This window comes from Spirosoma daeguense (genome assembly GCF_054776875.1).
This window is the reverse complement of record NZ_BAAHBF010000009.1, coordinates 16,262-37,627: the sequence shown is the minus strand read 5'-3', so window position 1 is coordinate 37,627 and position 21,366 is coordinate 16,262. Positions and strand designations below refer to the sequence as shown.

20 protein-coding genes are annotated in these 21,366 nt (G+C 45.0%); 10 read left to right on the top strand and 10 right to left on the bottom strand.

Annotation, left to right across the window (positions count from 1 at the left end):
- Window positions 1-158: 158 nt before the first annotated feature.
- The gene (locus tag ACYVD4_RS26270; protein WP_460950771.1) at window positions 159-560 is read left to right on the top strand and encodes a hypothetical protein; all 402 of its coding nucleotides are present in this window, start codon (window positions 159-161) and stop codon (window positions 558-560) included.
- A gap of 19 nt (window positions 561-579) precedes the next feature.
- Here the strand turns inward: ACYVD4_RS26270 and ACYVD4_RS26265 are convergent, their stop codons facing one another.
- The 10 genes from ACYVD4_RS26265 to ACYVD4_RS26220 all read right to left on the bottom strand — a co-directional run bounded on the left by ACYVD4_RS26265 (window position 580) and on the right by ACYVD4_RS26220 (window position 13,900).
- Window positions 580-2,217 (bottom strand): hypothetical protein, encoded by a 1,638-nt coding sequence (locus ACYVD4_RS26265; RefSeq protein ID WP_460950770.1) that lies wholly within the window; start codon window positions 2,215-2,217, stop codon window positions 580-582.
- Between the two features lie 791 nt (window positions 2,218-3,008).
- Window positions 3,009-4,481: a capsule assembly Wzi family protein gene (locus ACYVD4_RS26260; RefSeq protein ID WP_460950768.1), complete on the bottom strand. Its 1,473-nt coding sequence runs from the start codon at window positions 4,479-4,481 to the stop codon at window positions 3,009-3,011.
- Between the two features lie 211 nt (window positions 4,482-4,692).
- On the bottom strand, window positions 4,693-5,868 hold the full coding sequence (locus tag ACYVD4_RS26255) for an alpha/beta fold hydrolase (protein WP_460950767.1): 1,176 nt from the start codon (window positions 5,866-5,868) through the stop codon (window positions 4,693-4,695).
- A 264-nt stretch (window positions 5,869-6,132) separates the two neighbouring features.
- Window positions 6,133-6,900 (bottom strand): carboxypeptidase-like regulatory domain-containing protein, encoded by a 768-nt coding sequence (locus ACYVD4_RS26250; RefSeq protein WP_460950766.1) that lies wholly within the window; start codon window positions 6,898-6,900, stop codon window positions 6,133-6,135.
- Window positions 6,901-7,250: 350 nt separating this feature from the next.
- A complete protein-coding gene (locus ACYVD4_RS26245; RefSeq protein ID WP_460950764.1) occupies window positions 7,251-8,579 on the bottom strand; it encodes a hypothetical protein in 1,329 nt (442 codons plus the stop codon).
- Between the two features lie 14 nt (window positions 8,580-8,593).
- Window positions 8,594-9,853 carry a phage integrase SAM-like domain-containing protein gene (locus tag ACYVD4_RS26240; protein ID WP_460950761.1) on the bottom strand — a complete coding sequence of 420 codons (1,260 nt, stop codon included), beginning with the start codon at window positions 9,851-9,853 and terminating at the stop codon, window positions 8,594-8,596.
- Between the two features lie 257 nt (window positions 9,854-10,110).
- Complete coding sequence (locus tag ACYVD4_RS26235) at window positions 10,111-11,106, bottom strand: hypothetical protein (protein ID WP_460950759.1); 996 nt, start codon at window positions 11,104-11,106, stop codon at window positions 10,111-10,113.
- A gap of 134 nt (window positions 11,107-11,240) precedes the next feature.
- Window positions 11,241-12,392, bottom strand: a complete 1,152-nt coding sequence (locus tag ACYVD4_RS26230) for a hypothetical protein (RefSeq protein WP_460950758.1) — start codon at window positions 12,390-12,392, stop codon at window positions 11,241-11,243.
- A gap of 287 nt (window positions 12,393-12,679) precedes the next feature.
- Entirely contained in the window at window positions 12,680-12,868 is a 189-nt protein-coding gene (locus ACYVD4_RS26225; RefSeq protein ID WP_460950757.1) for a hypothetical protein, read from the bottom strand.
- A 165-nt stretch (window positions 12,869-13,033) separates the two neighbouring features.
- A complete protein-coding gene (locus ACYVD4_RS26220) occupies window positions 13,034-13,900 on the bottom strand; it encodes a M23 family metallopeptidase (protein WP_460950755.1) in 867 nt (288 codons plus the stop codon).
- Window positions 13,901-14,046: 146 nt separating this feature from the next.
- Here ACYVD4_RS26220 and ACYVD4_RS26215 point away from each other — a divergent pair, with 146 nt between their 5' ends.
- The 9 genes from ACYVD4_RS26215 to ACYVD4_RS26175 all read left to right on the top strand — a co-directional run bounded on the left by ACYVD4_RS26215 (window position 14,047) and on the right by ACYVD4_RS26175 (window position 20,951).
- Window positions 14,047-15,030: an SAM-dependent methyltransferase gene (locus ACYVD4_RS26215; RefSeq protein ID WP_460950754.1), complete on the top strand. Its 984-nt coding sequence runs from the start codon at window positions 14,047-14,049 to the stop codon at window positions 15,028-15,030.
- Between the two features lie 272 nt (window positions 15,031-15,302).
- Entirely contained in the window at window positions 15,303-15,608 is a 306-nt protein-coding gene (locus tag ACYVD4_RS26210) for a hypothetical protein (protein WP_460950753.1), read from the top strand.
- A gap of 109 nt (window positions 15,609-15,717) precedes the next feature.
- Window positions 15,718-16,056 (top strand): metalloregulator ArsR/SmtB family transcription factor, encoded by a 339-nt coding sequence (locus ACYVD4_RS26205; RefSeq protein ID WP_460950751.1) that lies wholly within the window; start codon window positions 15,718-15,720, stop codon window positions 16,054-16,056.
- A 478-nt stretch (window positions 16,057-16,534) separates the two neighbouring features.
- Window positions 16,535-17,281 carry an outer membrane beta-barrel protein gene (locus tag ACYVD4_RS26200; RefSeq protein ID WP_460950749.1) on the top strand — a complete coding sequence of 249 codons (747 nt, stop codon included), beginning with the start codon at window positions 16,535-16,537 and terminating at the stop codon, window positions 17,279-17,281.
- Between the two features lie 99 nt (window positions 17,282-17,380).
- A complete protein-coding gene (locus ACYVD4_RS26195; protein ID WP_460950747.1) occupies window positions 17,381-17,572 on the top strand; it encodes a hypothetical protein in 192 nt (63 codons plus the stop codon).
- A 329-nt stretch (window positions 17,573-17,901) separates the two neighbouring features.
- The gene (locus tag ACYVD4_RS26190) at window positions 17,902-18,327 is read left to right on the top strand and encodes a LytTR family transcriptional regulator DNA-binding domain-containing protein (protein ID WP_460950745.1); all 426 of its coding nucleotides are present in this window, start codon (window positions 17,902-17,904) and stop codon (window positions 18,325-18,327) included.
- Between the two features lie 197 nt (window positions 18,328-18,524).
- Window positions 18,525-19,325: a DUF3050 domain-containing protein gene (locus tag ACYVD4_RS26185; protein WP_460950744.1), complete on the top strand. Its 801-nt coding sequence runs from the start codon at window positions 18,525-18,527 to the stop codon at window positions 19,323-19,325.
- Window positions 19,326-19,764: 439 nt separating this feature from the next.
- Window positions 19,765-20,058: a transposase gene (locus tag ACYVD4_RS26180; RefSeq protein ID WP_460950742.1), complete on the top strand. Its 294-nt coding sequence runs from the start codon at window positions 19,765-19,767 to the stop codon at window positions 20,056-20,058.
- Window positions 19,998-20,951: an IS3 family transposase gene (locus tag ACYVD4_RS26175; RefSeq protein WP_460951150.1), complete on the top strand. Its 954-nt coding sequence runs from the start codon at window positions 19,998-20,000 to the stop codon at window positions 20,949-20,951. The genes ACYVD4_RS26180 and ACYVD4_RS26175 overlap by 61 nt, the downstream gene beginning before the upstream one ends.
- The last annotated feature ends 415 nt before the right edge of the window (window positions 20,952-21,366 follow it).

The following is a 21,366-nucleotide window of genomic DNA, read 5'->3' as shown; positions in this document are numbered from 1 at the left end:
ATAAATAGTTTTTCTGGCCCTCACTTTCGTCACTTTCACCACTCCTGAATAGCAATCATAAGGGCATCTTAAATAAATAAGCTATTAAGTCCGATCATTCTATTCGATAGGGCTTTACTTTGCAGGTCAACCGGTCCAATCTGACCAACCCAGTATCCATGATGAGTTCTTTCTACACAGTAATTACCGTACTTGCCACCATCCTGATTTTATATGCTATACTCTGCTTTTTGGCCCATTATCTGGATTTTGGCTGGAAAATCATTGGTGGTGAGTGGCTGCATAAAGACCTGCGCCTGATTAAATGGCTACGGTCGGGTATCTTCCACCAATTGCTCATCGGCTTTGTACTAACGATCATTATGTACGGGGGGCTAAGTCAGATTCTGGCCTTTATCCCTTCTGATTGGGGGCGTGTCGATGAGGCCGGTAAACTTCATCCCTATCGGCTCCCCATTACCAGCGTGCTGGCCGTTTTGTTAGGCGTAATCACCACCTATGGCTTCCATCTGGCCGATAAGTTTCTTAGTCAACAGGATGCGAGCCGTACGGGTAAATAACAACCTTGGGAAATCATGGCTATTTCTTCTCGAGTAAAGCCCTGACCAGTTTCTTCAATTCGTCAATCTCGCTTACTTTAGCTTCCAGCACTTTTATCTTGCTATCCTGTTGAATCCCGTATAAGGTCAACTCCTCCACCTTCTCCAGCAACATTGCATTCATCTTCACTAAATCAACCCCTTCTTTTACTACCTCTTCGACTGAGGGCACTCCCGGCAAATGACCGTGTTGGGCTATATACCTAGCAACAGCAGGCAGTGAACGTAAGGGGTAGGTAGGTTCAAAGACTTTATCACTCCAATCACTGGCGTTGTTTATACGAAGTAGGTAGCGGGCTAGCACCGTTTCACCCTCCTCGTTGACCGTCAGGAATTGGTCGGTTGCACCGTTGCGTAGCGGATTGCTAAGGTGAGCAAACTTGATTTTGCCATTATTGCGTAAGTTGATCGTGCCCCGTACATCGAGGGGAAATTGCGGAGAATCGGTGCCAATGCCCACTGCAATACTGGTGTTGGTGGGGTCACCTAACACAATGGCATTCTTCAGGGCAACCCGGGCGTTGGTGCCAATGGCAACCGCATTGACCAAATCACTACTCGCAGCCTGGCTGTTATAGCCTAGCAGGATGTTATCGCTCCCAGTCGTAATGCCCGTACCCGATGTTGAACCGATGATAATGTTTTTACTTCCTGTCGTGTTATTCGCCCCTGCCTGAAGACCCAAAAACGTGTTATTGGTACCAGAACTAGTGCTGTAACCCGTACTGCTTCCCACGAAGGTGTTCCCAGTTCCATTATTATTGGTATAACCGGCTTGGTCACCCAAGAATGTATTATTTGATCCTATTGTATTGTTGATACCAGCGATTGAGCCCATAAAGGTGTTTGACTGACCCGTGGTGTTTAAATAACCGGCCTGATATCCCAAAAATGAATTACTCCCTCCACTCGTATTGTAGTAGCCAGACTGAAAACCTACAAAGGAATTCGTGCCGCCACTCGTATTCGAATAACCCGCCTTGGAGCCAATAAATACACTCCCGCTGGTGGTGTTTTTAAAACCGGCAGAATCCCCCACCATCACATTAAAACTGCCCGTGACGTTCGCGAATAACGAGTGGCTACCCATCGCAAGGTTTCCATAACCGTATCGATTCCCGTAGCCCGCAGCAATGCCCATAAATGTGTTATCATTTGCTTTGTAATTACTGTAGCCTGCATCATCCCCCATAAATGTGTTGTTGTTTCCCGTAAGGTTTTGGTAGCCAGCCCAACGCCCCACAAACGTATTATCACGACCCGTTGAATTGACCTCCCCAGCTTCGTCACCCAGGAAAGTGTTACTAATACCGGTTGTATTCTGATGGCCTGCCCTATACCCTAGAAATACATTTAAACTACCCGTCGTATTATACTCCCCTGCACTGGCCCCCAGGAATGTATTAGCAAACCCAGTTGAGTTGCCATGGCCAGCTAGATAGCCCAGGAAAGTGTTATAGTTAACAGATGACATAGCTGCATTGCCAGCCTGCACACCGATAATGGTATTATATTGTCCTAGGGAGCTGTTATTAGCTGTAGTAGCTACATAGTTAGTTTGCGCCTGAAGGGAAGCAGTTAGTAAGCAACTGATCAGCAGCCCAAAGAGTTGTTTCATAGGTATGAAATCTAGAAAAGAAACAGAAGCCAAATCTCCTTCATATTCAAGGGGTACACAATCGGATAAACGTATGATAAGCCCCTTTCGACTAAACCGCCAGCCCTCTAGAGCTGGCGGTTCTGTTTATCATTTAGTAGCAGATCTTACACGGCACATAACCCATGCTTCTTGCCTCAGTTACACTAACCCGACTTATGCCCGCCCGGCATCGATTGAGTCCGTGGCATTCATAACTATGATACGCATAAGCTCTTCGGCTACCACAAACCAAGACGGTAGTGGCAACTGGTCGTTTGCTTACCTGGCGATGGGTTCGAGGATTGGTTCCCTGGCAAAACGCCCCTGGTGTAGACAAAACCAAAGCGCAGTATGAAAAGAGCAGGAATTTAGATAGCATGGCCCGACTTATTGGGGCAAAAGTTTCAAACCAACCTATTTTACTAATGCCATTATTGGAAAAACACCGTCCTCTCCCTGATAAGAGGAAAACAGGGCAAGTAATTTAGCTCCTGCGACTAACAGCCACATCCTTTACCAACAGTCCAATAGCATCTGGAATGACTTCCGCATTCCGATTTTGTGTATTTAGAGCATCCGCATTGTGAGCTTGTTTTTGACGATGAGGTTGGTTCAATGACTCCACCTCCACAACTAAGCATACCCAGTAAACCAAATAAGATAAAAGCCTTTTTCATGAGATTACAGTTTGATAGTTCCTCTGTATCAAACTGACCCAGAAAAGGTGAGTAGGCTATGAAAAATTAGTCAGAATTTACATTTTATCAAACTCAGTTGCGGCTAATTGTCTTTCGCAATCCCACATACCCACCCACTGAATGATGATATAGCTGCCCTAAATCAGCAGCAAGTGAAACGGTCAAACTACTTCCGCCTAGCCAGGATATCGGCATACCCATTTGCATTAGTAATGACCATTGAGTAGGAGGTATAGCAAAAGGGGCATCATAAAGTCCATAATTTCGACTATATGATATTTTCGTTAGTAGATTAATCTTACCAGCTAGTGCTTCAAGACCTAAATGATACATCTGAAGCCGGTTGTTGTTAATAGGTAGTTTCGACGTGTTTTGGTAGGTCGGGTGAAGATCCTGTTTGCGTGTAATAAAAGGGGTTCCGATAATACGGTCTTGATGCGCCCATCCCTCTAGGTATTGTCCATTGTTGAAGTAATTATCATTACCTGTTAGTCCATTCCATGGGGCAAAAATGGGCCCACCTTGGTCCATTGTCAATAAACATTCAAGTAATACATTGATAACCCGAAAACGTTCAGACCCCCAGTTTAAAGGCCGAATTCTAAGTCCGTTTAGCCCGTCGGGTAGGTTACGAAAGAGAACGCCCGTTGCATCATCGAAACCATTTTGATGATAAAAAAGTACGTTCGCTTTGGGTAAACGAAGTTCCAGGCCAATATCCACACTACCAATATGATTTCCGTAGAGGTTTGTATAGTCAAATGAGGTAATGCGGGGGTTATTAAGACCACCTGAGCGAACGGCAAAAAGAATATTGGGAAAATCCCGCAATTGGCTTGGCATATCCCCATTGACGGCATACCGGTAGTCTAGTGAGTCAGAGTGGCCACCCCACTGCACATGGTGATTAAGGCCCATATATAACCGAAGTTTGGCAGTGGGCTTGCCAATACGGAAAAAGACGGATTTCTGATGCAGAAAAGAGCGCTGAATATATGCCGTATTGGCAAACCAGCCATGCGCAATAAACGCATTGATCGCTAACCATTGACGGCGACCTAAGGGAGCAAACCCTTTGGTTCCAAATCGAATTTTTGGTATGGGTAGAGCATTCCCCGACCAAGCATAAGAGCCTGATGTCAGCGTGGTATCCACTAAACCAATAATTTCCCGCTTGCGTCCAATCTCAAGTTGAAGCTGCCGATGAGCTAGTTGAAAATAATACTCAGGAGCCAACAGCTCATTCACCTTCCCCGCATTACCAACGACTTCGGCACCATATCGGAATATCCAGGCACTAGCTGGTGCTTTACGGGTTGTGTCAGAGAGAAATGAACTGCCTTTGATGCCCACTCGTAGCGTCGCGTTAGGTAACGAATTAGGCACAATGCCAAACTGATTCGCCCGTAGCCAGAAAGGCGTTTGTTGGGCCGAAGCGGCTAGCCCTCCTAGTTCGACATATGCTTGGTGATTGTTGTTTATTTGAGCAAAAGAGGATTGAGGCAGGCTACCAATAAGGAGCGCTACCAAGTAAACCTGTTTCATGAAGGCTGTAGTATTTATTAAGAATTCGCTTCAGCTATGTCTGTGTTATGTAAAAGCTCAGATAGTTAGTTGTCTTCAAGCCAACTATAAGCGAGCATTACCGCTTGGCTATTTAATTATGATTGGAGATAAAATAATAGTTACGCATGCAAATATGAATAAAAACTCAATAATGCACTATCTCACCTGCATATCCAGTCAAACAGAAATATTAGTGTTCATATATAATCTTCACAACCTGAACACCCTGCGAATTTTTTAATCGAATCAGGTATAACCCAGTGGGGACGCTACCTAAGTCAACGCTTTCATTTTGCTCTTCACCAGTACCAATTATGTCCTGCTGATAAATTTGTAAGCCTTTTAGGTTTATTACTGATAATATGGCTTTTTCCTGTTTAGCTAATTGAAAGTGGACCTGCGTTGCACCTTTAGTAGGATTAGGTTTGACAATTAACTGATGTGGACCTTTAACAACTGCAGGACTTAGCTGAAAATTTTTCACAAAATTCCACAAAATTTGCGCTGTGTTAAATTGAGAGCTCCAGCTATGGGTAGCATCTTTAGTAATTAATAAGATAACCTTTTTCCCGGTGCCATAAAAGGTTAGTGAATCCACATAGTCATTGAGTACATTGGTACTATAAGTGCCCGTACTGTTGCCATTTAGTCGCGCAAATGTCGATAGTGGCCAGACGTCAGTTGCTGGCTTCGGGTAAGAAGGTATAGGTGATGGAGGAGATACATCTCCGGCGCTGTGAATATGTAAAATAGGAGTCTTGATGTACTTACTAGCAGTGAAATAATCATTTAAGTATTTTTTATTGCCCCATAAACTAGCGGCCACTGGCACAAAAGCTGCAATTTTATGAGCGAGAGCCACGCTAGCAGCGTAGCACATGACCCCGCCACTTGAATGTCCTGTTGCATACACCCGGCTACGATCTATATGGTATGTTTTTATAAAATAGTCAATTAAATCCGCTGTAAATAGTATATCATCAGGAGCATTAGGGTCAATTGGAGTTGGCCCGTCGGGATCAGTAAGTGTTCCGTATCCGGGTGCAGCATCAGCGTAATAATTGAAGCGAATTATGTGGTCTACACTATCAGCATCTGGATAAACAACAATAAAATTTTGCCGATCGGCAACCGCATCCAACCCAGTGTACATCTGAAAAATAGCACCAGAAGCGCCACTTCCATGATAGCCGATAAGAAGGGGTAGACTATCTATAGGCTGACTGGTTGGCAAATGATAAGCAAATGTCCGTAGACGCCCCCCTGATATTATTTGCCCAGTTCCATTGATCGTATTTTGTGACCAAGCCCCATAGGAAACAATCAAGTTTAATAGTAGTATAGTTGTTTTAACAACCCTGGACATAAGCTTATTTATATAAATTAAATTAGTTTGCAAATTGGCAAGCAATCAGGGTAAAAACCAAACTTATAATTAGGCCTAGCAATAGTTCTAGTCAACACCAAAACAGACTCAATAGTAAATAAAATTGTTTAGCCTCAAGAAATCGAGCTATATCGAGTAGTATAACGATAATTAAACACTCGCAATAGCATACTCGGCAACTATTTAATCGCTTTTACTTCAAAGTTATACATCTCACCGGCGTGTTGTATAGCGTATTGGATTTTAGATTTTTAGTGAGTTAACCAATAGAATAATCTCCCAGAAAGTGTCCCCCACAAAGTCTTTTTCCTTGAAGAGGGTGGTAACCGAACTAGCATAATCCGTAAATGTATCTTTTATAGTCACGCCCAGCTTCTGACCCGTCACCCGGTCGCGAGCACTGATTTTATACTGGCCAACGGGAATATCGTTGAGCACATAGTTATTCCTGGGCATTATCAGGACTAATTTTTTACCTGTATTGCCATCCACTAGTGGGCCAACGGGTTCAAGCGTAATTTCTAGATTCTCCCAGACCACATTGTCTACCTGATGATGCACTTCAATGCGTCCACCCAGTGGACTGCTGTTACTATCATCATCGACCCTTCGTTTGCCTGTCAAACGGAACTGAAAGTTTCGAACAGCTCCCTCATAAGGCGAAAACACTCGCGTATCCTCTTCGTAGAGCGCCATCTTAAAGTTCTGTCCGTGGTACTTCAGCGTAACTGTGCCGCTAACGGTATACGAACCCTCGGCAATATAGGTAGGTAGCTTCAGGCGGTAATTACCCGAAGCGTCCGTATACCCAATGGTCGTCTTGTTATGGTGATCGGTATTGCTGGCTATGATTTCGGCTCCTGAGACACCTTTGCCCTGGCTATCCACCACACGGCCACTAACAATGCCCTCCTGGGTATTGTCCTCCTTCGGGGGGACCGTATCACATTTATGCTTGCAGGCGGTTATTCCGATTGCAAAAGCCAGTAGTAAAGAGAATATAATTTTCATCGTATAAACGGGTTTGAGATTCGTTCTTTATTGGCCCAAAATTGGGGGTTCAGTAAAGCGCTCAAAACGTGATTGTAGATGAGTTGTCGATTCGTATACTTTAACTGGGCTTCAGACTGAACGATTTGTATGTAAGCTCACACTGTAGTTTTGCCCAGACTCGGTTTTATATACGAAAAAATAGCCAACGTTTTCCGGAAAACGTTGGCTATCAACTTAGCTACTTATGGTATCAGTTCAACCGCCTGACATGATTACAATGCTCGGACGAAAAGGCAATCTCATAATGAGCTAAGCGCTTTTGCATCAACTCAACCTTCTCCTCTAGTGCTGCGGTTTTTTGTCTATTTTTATCGGCTTAGCAGTGAGATTGTGGACAGAATTGAGCGGGAAGAATAGGGCATCTCCAGATCAACCGTTACGCCTGTGACTTTAACGTAATGGCGTTCGGTTGTCGCCGTTGTAGCATGCCCTAAAATATTGCTTGTCCCTTTAATACTGTGTCCATTGATGATGAAGATTGTACCAGCCGTTTTACGGCAGATTTTTGGCGTAAGCGGCAAGGTAAACCCAATGTATTCCCGAAACTTTTCCATATCGTAACACAGCTTCCCTATACGGGGAGCTTTAGGAATACTCTGCTCAAACAACTGGGCGAGTTCATCCAGATAAGGAATATTACACTCCCTATAGGGTGGCTTGCTTCGGTTAATCACAATCTTTTTACCGCCCGGACCAGTTTGCTCATAAACCCTTCGATTAAACACATATCGCTGGGCATCAGGATAGTCTAAACCCGTCAAACAAAGCAACTTGGTCCACCACAAGCTCGCTTCCTCCAGATCCGCCACTCGTAGTTGCCAAAGCCTCAGCACATGAACTGGCTCAAGAAAATAAACTGGTTTAGTGGTGACGTATTTTAGCTTGAGTGAATCCAACGGATTACGGTCAATGACCCCTGCATCAAACAGGTGATCCAATGCATGCACTAACTGACGGCAAATCAACGTACATTGGCCTGCTCCTAACGTCTTATCCTTCCGGCGCAATCCCTTCCGTTTTAACAGGTAGTGCCAGTATTGTTTGACCCAGAACGGGGTGACATTCTTCACATTCGGCTCTGGTAGACCAGTTTCCGACAGATAATCAACCATAAAACGCAGATTACGCTCGTAGGCATCAATGGTTTTATCCGCTTTGCCTTCGCCCGTTGATTGAATTCCACGCAGGTAAGCCACATACTTCCTGACAGCATCCTGCAGGCTCATGTGCAACGTTTGGGCTACATAAGGCTGGTTGTTGACATACCGACAGATGTATTCGGCTTTAATGGATTGACGAGTGGGGATTAGGCCATCACCCGCCAAATAACTGCTCCGCTGGCGTTGCTCAATCTGGTGTAAGGCCAGCTTAATTTTATTGAGTTCAGCAGCCGTTTCTCTGGCCACCTGAGTTTTCCCTTTGGTGGTTTGGCTCATCTGATCCCAAAGGAGAGGATCAACTTTTAGGCGGGCTGAGAAACCGGAATCTTCATCGCCATCGACAGTGATTCGGATTTGTAACGGACATGGGTTTCTATGCACTTTGCCAGGTTCGGCAGGGCGAAGTCTGAACCAGACCGAGAAGCTGGATTTGACTAATCTAGCCGCCAGTTTTGGGGAGTCTATGTCGATAACCATTGTTTTTTGTCGAGTTAGGAAACTTTTTGAATCTGGATAAAGGGTTGTGATGGATTTGGCGTAGGATCATTGTTCCTTTTTGAAGACTTGACAAACTCCTCGACAATCGCCACCGGATTACCGATGTAGCGCTCCGCATAGAGAGGTTTCGACCAACCGGCGATCTTTGACAGTTGAATGCCATTTGCTCCATTAATAGCTCTGGCAGTTAGTCCAGAATCGCGCCCCTGTCCAAATTCAAGGCTAATTATTTCGCCTTTCTCATCTTTTAGTTCAGCCAGCCGGGCAATGGTTTTAAGTGCATTATTGAACGCTGTATTGCTTTTATAATAGAGCCCACGTATTCCCCATTTGTCAAGCAATCTTTCAGCACGAGGGGTAATATTCACCGTCTGCCAGAGCTTACTACCATTTTGCTTATTGCGGTCATGCTGAATAAAACGCAGTCCATGCGGACGCTCAATGATTTGCATGCTGGGCAGTTCTTTATAATCGGAGTAGTGCAAACACAACTCTCCAGCTATCAGCCAGCTATCGCATATCCACCTGTGAAGCGGAGAGAGTGTAACCGTTTCGAGCGTCTGAAGTTGAGCTTCGGTTAAAGGTTTAGGGTTGGCGGTGGAATTGCCCCGACATGCAAAGCTCTCCAATGCGTTTATTTTTACATACCCTTTAGTAAGAGCGTAGGTAAGCAGGGTTTTGAGAAACCCTATTGATCGGTTTATAGTCGCAATATGATACCGTCCACCATCCATTTTGGGTTGCTTTTGCAGCCACTCCTTTAAGCGGATAGCCATAGGGTAGTCAACGGCGGAGACGGGCAGTTTTTGCTTTTTCTCACTGTGTAGGAAGTTGGCAATGAGTACCCAACGCCGAGGATATGTATTGTAGGTATTGTCCGATATTTGCTCCAGAGAACGTTTGCGCCGGTCTTTTTCAACTACATTACCCCGGGCCTCCATAAACTCCTTGTACACGCGCTGAAGAGTGACAATCTCGAAGGGGCTATCCTCTCCAATTGCATCGGGTTGTTGTTGCCGATGCATTAACCAGGCGAAAGCATCCATGACTTTAGACCCATCAAGAGCGATACCTCTACTCTTTAGCTCTTCGTATGCCTGAGTGAGTAGGGTTTGATATTTTCCCAGTTCAGCAATCAGTGCATGGCTTTCGGCACTCACCCTGGCCGCCCGCCCGCCATCCCAGATTGCGCGGTACGTGAAGATGCCCGTTGTGTAGGGACCATATTCAATTCCGTTAATAGTCAGACACACTTGTATGCTGCCGTTAAAGGGCAGTTGGGCGTCTGGTGTGCCGGAACGATGTGTGGTTTTAGCTCGGGTCTTTCTAAACTGAAAACGCGCTTGAAACGACTGCCGACTATAGGTAGAAAAGTTGTGAACTGAACTCATGGACAGAGTGGTTTTTATAGATATTGGTTTATAGATTTCTGGCAGAGAGAGTTGGTTACAAGAGAATCCGGCCCATTACTTGAACACAAGCAACAGAGCCGGATTCTACGTACAAGCAACTATTTCAACTCTGGCAATACAAACAGCTTTTTGGCGAGATGGAAGAGATTGTCAATCTGTCCGTGCTTCTCAATAATGCTAAGGTAACTCTGTTCACTCTTCCCTGACGTTTTAGCGTATACGTCGAAGTCATACCGCAACGCAAACTGACCGTACAGGTACTTCCATGTATCGTGTTCAGTTCGACGTTCGGCGGCTGCGTAACTATTGACCAATCGAATCAGTAAGCCGCGTGTAGTAGGCGCAATAGGCTCCTCTGTAGTTTCAGCAGGTCCAAGGTCAGATAGTGCCTGAGCCGTTTGATTAAATAGCCCCAGTAACACGTTAACCCGTTGTTCGGCCAGATTTAACCGCGACTCGAATAGATCCAATGTGCCAGCATTTTGAACGGTCGCAGGTGCTACCTGTTCAGCCTGTTTCTGTTTTTCCTCAGCTTCCTGTTTAAGGCGGTTTTCTTCATCAATAAGTGCCTGCGCTTCTCTGAGTGCCCGTTGTCCCGGTGTGAGGTTTTCAGGCTCTTCTGTAGGCGATTTTGTGGTTTCTGTTGCCTTTTCGTTGAAAAGGGAAGGGTTTACCCCCTCTCCCCCCTCTGTGGGGGCTTTGTCACGATAGGCACTTACAAAGCGGTAGCCGTTCTGATTTGGTTGAGGTGCTGGTGCAGACTGTGCTTGTTGTTCGGCCAGTATATTCTGTTTCCGTTTGCGGTCATACTCGCCCTGATAATCGGTAATCCACTGGTGCAGTATTTCTGCGGTAACATCAGTGAGGGGCTTAACTAAGGTATGAGTGTCGATACCTGCGCGGAAACGGACGTGTTTGATATAGCCTTTATTGACCAGCACTAAGACCGCCTTATTGACGTAGCCGACACTAATGCCTGATTCCTCGACAATATCATTTCGATTAATGTAATTTTCTTTGCCAACAGGGAAGTTAGCCGTAAGCCATTCGAGAAGGGTTTGCAGGTGGGCAACGCGCCCCGGATTTGCTGCCATTGTATTGTGTGTTTAGTTGTGAGAGTTGATTGTGAAGAGTGCCCTTTGTCAGCGTCACTATTTGTGACGCTGTTAGAAATCAGGCAGATACGTTTAGGTAACGTTAGGGCGGCCGAGGGTAGCAGGTGAACGGGCTATGCTTCATCGCTTTCGCTGGTTTTCTCCTCAGATGCTGAACCCATCGAATACTTCTCCACAAATTCCGCTTCTTCTTTTTCGTTTTTCTCAAACGCTTGCGTGTACCAATTGGCGTAGAACTTTGGGTTTCTCTGTAGCAAGTCAGCTTGATAGTTGAAATCGCTTAGCTCTGCCGCTTGAGACGAAATGTAATCCAGCGCCTTTTTTAACACCTTGTAATCCTCAAATTCACACGCAGCCTCCCAAGGCTCGTCATTGCTGAGCTTAGTAAGGGTATCCTTTAGTTTTTCGTCGCGGGCAGACTCTAGGGCGTCTTTTACTACATCAAACTCCGAACGGGTACGTATAGCCGTGGTGCTAAGGTAAAAGGTGATAGACGAGTCAGCTTTATGCTTAGGCACTATACGCTCTGACCCGGTGCTTGAGGGAATATTGATCTTGCCAGAACTATCCTCATACACTTTAATCAGTCTGGCTTGCACATCATTTAGTGCACTCTTCTTTTCGAGGGAATCCTTCAGCTCGTCGATTAATTTTGTTTGTACCTTTTCCTGACGCTGATAGGATTTGATAACCACACCCATTACCCGGCCCCGTTCCTGAAGGTTGGCAACCCACTTTTGCAGCATCGTTAGATCCGTGTAGTTATACGGATTATGGGTGTACTCTTCGTAAGCGTCTGGTTGAAACGCATTCTCCTCAATATCGCCCGGCACCTCTGGCGGGAAGTCGGGCAACGTACCGAGTACCTTTTGGGCGCCCCACTGAAGAACTTTCGATAAACTCAGCTCAAGCACATGATAAGCCATGTTATGATTGAACTGCTCATCAAAATCTACATTGCCCGTGAGTCTAGTTGAATCGTAATAAACCCGGAACACCTTTTTTAGTGCCTGTTGCAGTTTTGCGTACTGCTGAGGATCGTAAAAATGGCGGGTGAGAAATACCGGTAGATTGGTATTGATAATTTGTCCGTCTGGCCCCGGCGCAATGTCCATACTAAGGTTAGGCCCTGCGTCCGTTTGTGCTGGTTGATCAGCTGATGTTGCCGTTTGTGGCGTAGAAACGCCATTGGGCTCAGTGTTTGAGCCGTTTGTTTGATTTGGGGTTGCATAGTCTGCCCCTTCCCCGTAACTTTGTCCGGTCATCGTTTTACTAAAAGTTAAAATGTTTGATAAGAGGCCCTATACCGACTCGCTCCCCAGCATCCTCGGTATAGGGTTCATTGTTTAAATTCTTTGTCACTAACAATTCCGTACAGTCCAGCAGGCAACCTCCTCGGTACTATATCGCCTTTTCTGAATATCATTAGTAACTATCTACTACAAAGATAGTAAATACATGCATTAAAAACAAGTGCATGTATTACGTATACATATTGGTTATATACATATGCACTTGTATGACCAAGCCAGGTTTATTACCCTATTGAAATCTAGTTTTCAGCATCCTTAGATAAGCGCTCGGCTAAATCCTGATCTAGTACAGCTTTTCTAGTACTATACAATATTTTAATAGCTCTCTCAATTACGTCAGTTTCACTTTCTTTAAGGTAATCCTTTAGCTTTCCGATAAGCTCAACGGTTTCATCAGATAAGCGATATGTTTTTGATTTCTTTGCCATGCTACATAGTTACACGTAATGCTACGAAAATGCAAGTAATAACGTGCATTACTAACCGTAATTCCTCTAAACTATTAGCTTTACATAGAATAAAAGCCATACCCATCACGATATGGCTTTTATTCTACTAGTGACATCCTTAACTAGCTCCTGCAACGAAAGAAATCAATTCACTTGAGCCATTTCGGAGGGGTCAATCAGAATAAAACCAGGATTAATGCAGGCACCGTGCCAACGTACGCCAAAATGAAGATGAGGCCCTGTCACCCGACCTGTTTCCCCAACCGTACCAATTTTTTGTCCTTTTTTTACCGTTTGATTAGGCTTGACTACAAAATTTTTTAAATGAAAGTATTCACTGACCAGACCATTGCCGTGGTCGATGTATACTGAATTTCCGCTGTAAAAGTGATTTGCCGCCAATACGACACGACCATTGCCTACACTAAATACGGCTTTGCCGGATTCAATCGGATAGTCCTGACCCGTATGCCGGTCGCGCGACTGCCCATTGAAGGTTCGACAAGCCCCAAAATTACCCTCACCTTTGGGGAACGGATTCGCGGGCTTGCCAACCGGTAGATCGAATACGGCTGGACGTGGATTGGCCTGATAACTGATCAATGGATTGATCACAGCCAGCTCTTTAGCCGCACGAGCTTGATTTTGGGGTGACACATTGATATACTCCTCCTTAGGAAAATTAGTAATATCCTCTTGGATGCAGGCTTTTTCGGTAACAGTGAGTTTTGCACTTTCCAGTTTGCCTCCCGTAGTTCGCCGGGAGATGGTGTACTCGCCTGGTTTCATGTCCATATCGACGGGATAATAACAGGTCCCATTGACGGCTGACCACGCCCGCTTCTCAAAGCTACAGCGCAGACAGTTCCCCGCCCAGCGAGCCACCTCCCCCTGGGCGATCTGAACGGATTTTACCTTAGTCTCAACTGACGCATTTTTCGATTGCGCCAAGGTCATCTGCTGACAAAACAATAGACTGATCAAGATAAATAAGGACGAATAAGGTTTCATAGTGTTGACGAGCTGAAACTGATTTTACTCACAACTCAGTCCACTTAACTTGTGTTATCATTTAGTTGTTAGTTAACTAGTTTTGCTCAAAATCTTAACTCCTTGCCCTGACTCATTTACAACACATCCAGCAGATTACCAATAAATTGCTCGACGCGCCAGTTGATGCCTATGGAGAACTACATACGCTGACCCGTGAGCTTTATGAGCTGCTGTTTGACATCACAAACACCGACCCCGATCTTCAAAGTGCTCAGCGGAACGGCAGTTTTCTTTCTACCGGCCATGCCATTGGCTTAACCTGGGCAGCGATGTGTATTCACGATATCATGCGCACCAAGAAATTTATGGACGGTCTTTATCAAGCTGTGGTGGATTGTCATAGAGCCAAACCGGGCACACCGGTTCACATCCTGTACGCTGGAACCGGTCCCTTTGCCACCTTGGTTTTACCTCTGATGGCCCACTTCACCAGCCAACAGGTTCAGTTTACCTTTCTGGAGGTCAATTCCGATAGCTTCGCCTGTTTAGCTACCCTGCTAACCGCCCTGGATTTACACTCCTACGTTCGAGGCCTTCATTTGGCTGATGCGACCAGTTGGCAGTCAAGCGATCATGAGCCCGTCACTATCTTACTGACGGAAACCATGCAGCGGACCTTGAAATGTGAACCACAGGTAGCTATCTGCCTTAACCTGCTACCTCAGTTAGCCGCCGATACGCTTATTATTCCAGAAGAGGTAACGGTAAAACTGAGCTTTTTGCGTCACTGCCCGACCGGAGCGGATAACGTCTATCACCCTCCTTTCATAACCGCTTTAGCACCCGTCTTTTCACTGAATAGGGTCACGATTATGGAAAATGCGGGCGCTTATCAACAAACACCCTGGGCCTATAATTTTTCACCGGTGGAGGTTAGTATCCCACCTCAGCCAGGGCAGGCCTCGTCTGTGCTAGCCCTGTTGACGGATATTGTGGTGTATAAACGTATTGTGATTACATACAACGAAAGTGGGTTAACAATGCCTCACCTCTTGAGTCAGTATAGCACTGGGGTAGTTGATCGTCTACGGTTCCACTATCGAGTGAGTAACAATCCGGGGTTGATTGTGGCAGCTATTGAAGCTTAATAAAAAGCTGCTTTTAGGCTGTAGATTATGATGTGTGCTGTAAAATTGACCCGATTTAAGCAGGTCTATTCTTTCTTTTATTAGCGTATTAGTATATACTAATTGTTGGCTTTCTATTGACAGCTGACAAATTCATAGTGATACTAGTCTGGCATTCCAAGTGAGTCGATACTTTCTTTTGTCTGAAGTACGACATGTCACCACTTTTATATTTATGCACTATTCTAAACAATTCTGGCAACACACCGCTCTTAGTAGAAACAGCAGCTACAATGAACCGCAAACTACTCAGCCAGCTCTCGACCCAGCTATGGGTCTTCGATAATCTCGAGATTACTGATCCGACCCAAACAATCACCGATGCTTATTACAATATATTGGGCACCGTCCAGGCTATTCTGCTAGAAGATAATAATTCTGACGCCCATGCCAGAGCCTGGACGTTGCTCAATGACGATGCTTATAAAGATGTCTCCGCTATTGAAGAAGGTCGTAAGAAGCTATTAGCGGGTTTGAAGCTCAAAATAGCTCAAGTCGGTAAACTACTACTGAATTCTGATCGGCATGGGCTAGCTTAAAATCAGCCCTCTGATCCTAGTCCAATTTGTCAGTCTACAAACCATAACCGTACTGCTAATGGCTAAAGTAGATTGGTTATATAGGATCATTTAGTCATACTACCAGCTTTTGCTCAATCAACGCCCGGACACCGACAAAACCTATCAGCAAGCCGCTGAGCAATTAAAACTTATCGCCCATCCCTTACGGCTTCGCATTCTGTTGGCCTTACTGAAACACCCGCCAATGCCGGTTGTGGCTCTGCAAAAGTTACTGAATGCAGAAAAACCCTCTTTCTCTAACCAGCTCATCAAGCTCAAAGACCATGGTTTACTGCTCAGCAAGCGGCAGGGCCTCACGACACATTACGCGCTAGCAAACCCTGCCTTGATTGAGCAACTTAGAGAAGTTATGAGCCGCCTAAATAAGAATATTGGTGGTGGAGGCCTCGAAAAGACGGATGTTTGATGAAGTAATACTATATAAGTATTTAGCCTGACATTTCGTACTTTACTAATCTATAACAGCTAATTCATAGTTTTTTCTAGTACTCGCACAGGGCAAAACATTACACCATCCATTCAGTCCCAACCATGCATCGATTAAATCGCCAACAGTTACTCTACTACAAGAAACGCTTAGAGGCAGATACCAAAGCGTATGGATGTATTCTACAAACTTATCCGGGAATACCAAAAAGCCTTTCGTCAACAACTAACGTAAAGCAGGAGTCAGCTCGCTATTTAAACCGGGTAATCCTTCGGCAAATAGCCCGCGTTTGTGAATACGAGACTATTGTTAACCGGTTAGAGGAGCTAAAGTAGCTCGTTGGCCCGAAATACCCAAGTAGCAGAGCCAGTACTAATGGGAATCTAACATTCTTCTCTCTTCCGAGTTTAGCTGTGTGATTGTATACGGATTCACTAACAAAAGAACGTTACACGCTATGAGAACTCATCTAACATTGCTATTCATCTGCCTGCTGGGCAGCAACCTGATTAAAGCCCAGAGCTCTACAGCTAGCAACGAGAATACGTCCCAGCTAATAGCTTATCGCTATAACTCGGAGACGACAACCACTAGTGCTGACGAGATGCCACTGGAATCAAAAAGTCCAAAAGACTATAAGAACTTCGTATTCGGTATTTATGCCGGTGCCAACTCCACCAAATTTAAAGGAGAGTCCACCAACACCAGTGGCGATTTGTCGGGCCGGTTAGGCTATCAGGCGGGGTTTTTTGTGCGGGGAGGTGGTCGGTTGTTTGGCCAGCTGGGCGGGGAGTATTTTGCCTCCAGTTCCAATTACTTTACCAAAGGGGATGGCCAATCGGTCAAGAGCATTCAGGATCAGATTAATATCCAGTATGTTCAGATACCGGTTTATATTGGCTACAAGCTGCTGGAATCAGATCGGGGCATCTCCGCCATTCGCTTACAGGTGGGGCTGGAGTACGCCAATCGGATTAGCTCAAGCAGCGGTCAGTTTAATCTAACCAACAGCGAAATTAAGAGTGGTACCTTTAACGGATTAGGTCAGCTAGGGTTTGACATTGGTCCGCTGCTGATCGATCTGACGTATCATCATGGGTTAAGCGATTCAATCAAAAATCCTGCCAGTGGGGGAGTTTCTTCGACCGGCTTTACAGGATCACAACGGCGGGTGTTGAGTGCAAGCGTCGGGTTTAAGTTCTAATTGCTGCTGTTTTCAGAGTAAGCTGCTTCATCGGGAAGCAGCTTTTTATATAACCACCTAACTGCTGTTAATAAGAATAACAGTACTCCCTGACAAGCTATGAGCGAATCAACACATACCGCTATTCCGGATACTTCAGATACCACCTACTGGATTGCAACCCAGAATGAACAGGATCGGAGTGTCAGCTTTGTGCCCAGAGACAAAGAACTCCATCGTGAACTCAAGCAGAAAGCCAGAAAGTCCAGCCAGTCTGCTCCTACCTACAAAAGTCGCAACAAGAAAGACTAACACCCTCGATCAATCCACTGTAAAAGTTTTGCGCTACGCTGTTGGCCTTACTCAGGCCATATGTAAGTACGTAGCTCCAGTAAATCTTTACTTTCTGCTATATTTAGCCCGTCTTCACTTGCCTCTCCCAAACCTCTCAGTCAAAAAACGCCTGACTATGCCTAGTTAGGCGTTTTGCTGTTTCTACCAAAATGAACCTTATGCCAGCTACTGATATTCTTAGCAAGCTACTTGTTGGGGGAAAAGAATGGTTCAAGTGTTTATAACTCAAAAAAATCTAAACAGGGTGATTGACTCGTATACATTCGTATAACGTACTCAACAAACTGATGACTTTCTTCTTTGAGCAGCTAGCCTCCCTACCCGATGATTTACGCCACTACGCGCCCATTAGTCTTCATCTGCCAGACACGGGCCGCCGTTCTTTTCCCGTTGCCGACTTAGTTTACCTTGAAGCGCAGGGCAGCTATACACAATACAACTGGCTCGAACAACCCGCTTTCCAACTCACGCGTCCGTTGAAATATCACCATAGTAAACTGCCCTCAAATTGGTTTCTGAGGCTCCACCGCGATTACGTAGTCAATCGCCGATTTATTGCCCAGTTAGACAGTAGCCAAACTGGTTTTTGGGCACATCTATCAACTGGACTTTCCTTGCCTATTGCCCGGCGTCGCTGGCGGGAGGTGTGCCAAATTATGATGGGCGAGAGGTCGGGCAGTCGGTCTATACAGGCTAATTTTTATACCCCTTAAATTTCTTCAGTTAATAAGAATAACTCGCTTAGGCATCTGTATAAGATAACACCTTAAATCGCACGTATGAGTGTTAAAACAATGAACCATACCTATGCTGTCCTGCCCTGCCCATAAAGTGGGTCATGCTCTTAATCTTTTAATGGCACGTTTCGTTTTACCATCACTGCAAATTACCTCTCTTTTATAAAAATGTCATGAATAAGTCGATTGAGACAATCCATAAGGCTATCGAACCCCTTCGACAGCAAATCATCAACCATAAAGTTTACTCGATTATGGACGATGTGGAGGATCTGAAAATCTTTATGCAACACCACATCTATGCCGTCTGGGACTTTATGTCGTTGTTAAAATCATTGCAGACCAGGTTGACCTGTACCTCGGTGCCTTGGTTTCCTAAAGGTTCAGGAGATATCGGCTACCTGATTAATGAGATTGTTTTGGGGGAAGAAACAGACGTGGACGCAACTGGGATTCGCAAAAGCCATTTTGAGCTATACCTGGATGCTATGGCCCAATGTGGCGCCGATTCCGAATCTATTAACACATTTCTAAAAATCCTCCAACAAACCAACGATTTTGAAGAGGCTTACAGAATGGCTAACACCCCCCAGGCAGCCAGGGCATTCGTTGATTTCACTTTCGAGATTATTACCAGCAACAAAGACTATTTACAGGCGGCTATTTTTACCTTTGGCCGTGAGGACCTGATCCCAGGCATGTTCCTGTCGATCATCAAAGATATGGCTCAACAGACACCCGATCAGGTATCTATTTTTACGTATTACATGGAGCGTCATATTGAGGTTGATGGTGATCACCATAGCCATTTAGCCTTAGAAATGACGGCTAGTTTATGTGGCGATAATGAGGGTTACTGGCGGGAAGTTGAAGCGGTTGTCATCCGATCCTTGCAACAACGTATCAACCTTTGGGATGGCGTATACCAGCAGTTGATTCAACGCAAAGAGAACCGAAAACTCAGCCTGACTTAAAGCGCATTAGCGCTATCTATGGTCAATAATAGCCGATGGCACGAGCACAAAGGCAACCGGCCTCGTATCTTTTATATAGCTAGTAACCAACTGATCCAAGTAAATTAAGTAGAAAAGGGGTATCCACTCGTAAATAGCTTTTACGACGCCTAAAACACAGGTGATAGACAAGACGTTACAGCTTTCAATTAGTAAATGGGTTAAGTGACGGGAAAAGACTACTCGCTTGGGTAGTCTTTTTTAACAATTGCCCACACAGCTAGTTATAGAGTTAGTTAGTGGAGTAGGATAATTTGCCTTTTTAGCGGCTATCTATGTGTGCAACATATAGCCGCTTTTTTATTGATCAGATGTAGAGCTCATCACCTTAGTATAAATCGACGGCTAATGAGGTGGTCTAATTTATCGGCACACTGGACTTGCTTAACTTCGCAAGACCATGCAGCAATCCAGCAAACCCAAAACTCGGCGAAAATATGATGCCGACTTCAAAAACGAAGTCGTTAAAATGTTGGTTAGCGGCCAGACAGCCGCCTATATTTCCAAAGCCTTAGGCGTTTCAGAGAATCTGATCTACCGCTGGAAAAACCAGAACCAAGGAGTAAAAAAAGCAAATGGTGAGCAAAATGAGCTAGCTCTGGAAAATCAGCAACTCAAGGATCGAGTACGACAATTGGAAACCGAGCGCGAGATCTTAAAAAAAGCCTTGAGCATTTTCAGCCGACAGACCTGAGGTTATACTATGAACTCATTCAGGCACTGGCCAATACATTTATGGTCGAAACACTTTGCTCTGTATTGGAAGTGAGCCGGACAGCTTACTATCGTTACCAGCGGGGAGAGAGCTACAAACCAACGGTTGAAAAGGGAAAGAAACAGCAATTGATAGAACAGGTTTTCGCCGATCATAAACGACGTTATGGGAGCCGACGGATTGTGGCTGAATTGAAAGAGCAAGGCCATGAAGTGGGACGGCATCAAGTGCGCACGCTTATGAAACAAGCTGGTTTACAGTCTATTCAACCTAAATCGTTTGTGCCTCGCACGACGGATAGCACTCATGGAAAAGGCTACTGGCCTAACCTATTGTTAGATCAACCCTTACCACAAGGCCCTAATTTGATTTGGGTGAGTGATATCACGTATCTGCCGTTGACAAATGGAGAATGGGCCTATTTAGGCTCTTGGATGGATCTGTTTTCCCGGCGAATTGTAGGGTGGTGTGTCGATGACAATATGGAGGATGACTTGGTTATCATACCCCTGCGTAACGCCTTGCAATCTCGCCAGCCTTTACCCGGCTTGGTTACCCACTCGGATCGGGGTGGTCAATATGTATCGAATGATCTGCACGAACTGATCAGTTTATGGAAGATCAGGCCCAGTATGAGTCGAGCCGACGATCCCTATGACAATGCTTTTGCGGAGTCATTCTGGAGCCGCCTGAAAGCGGAATTATTGGAAGGAGGTACATTCCTGAATGTGGCCGATGCTCGAACCGAAATCTTCGAGTATATTGAAATGTACTACAATCGGGTGCGCAAGCATTCGTCGCTGGGCTACAAAAGCCCTGACCAGTTTGAACAGCAGTATTACACTAAACTTGCAAGTTCAGTGTGCCGCTAAACCGGACCACCTCATAAACCCTTACCCATTGAGAGATGAACATATCATAGGTTAGAAAAAGTAAACACCAGCTCTTGTAGGGCTGGCGTTTTTGTATAAAAAAAGCAACCCCAAACATCAGGGTTGTTTTCCGCTTCTATCCACACCATAATGGTATGAATACAATGTAGGATAAAATGATTATACCTTTCGATGACTTTATTTTCCGGCACTAAACCAGCCAAAGCATATCAGATTTAAGTTGATGCTTGTTTTCTCAACTTCAAAAACTCCTTCGCACCATTCATATACGTAGGAGTTTTTTTTGTGGCAGGATTTACAGAGCGTTTGTCCCTTCTTTCGCTACATGCATGAACTTTTCTGAATTGACAGGCGAACTCACTCAATAAAAAATCAGTCCGGACATTTTCATCCC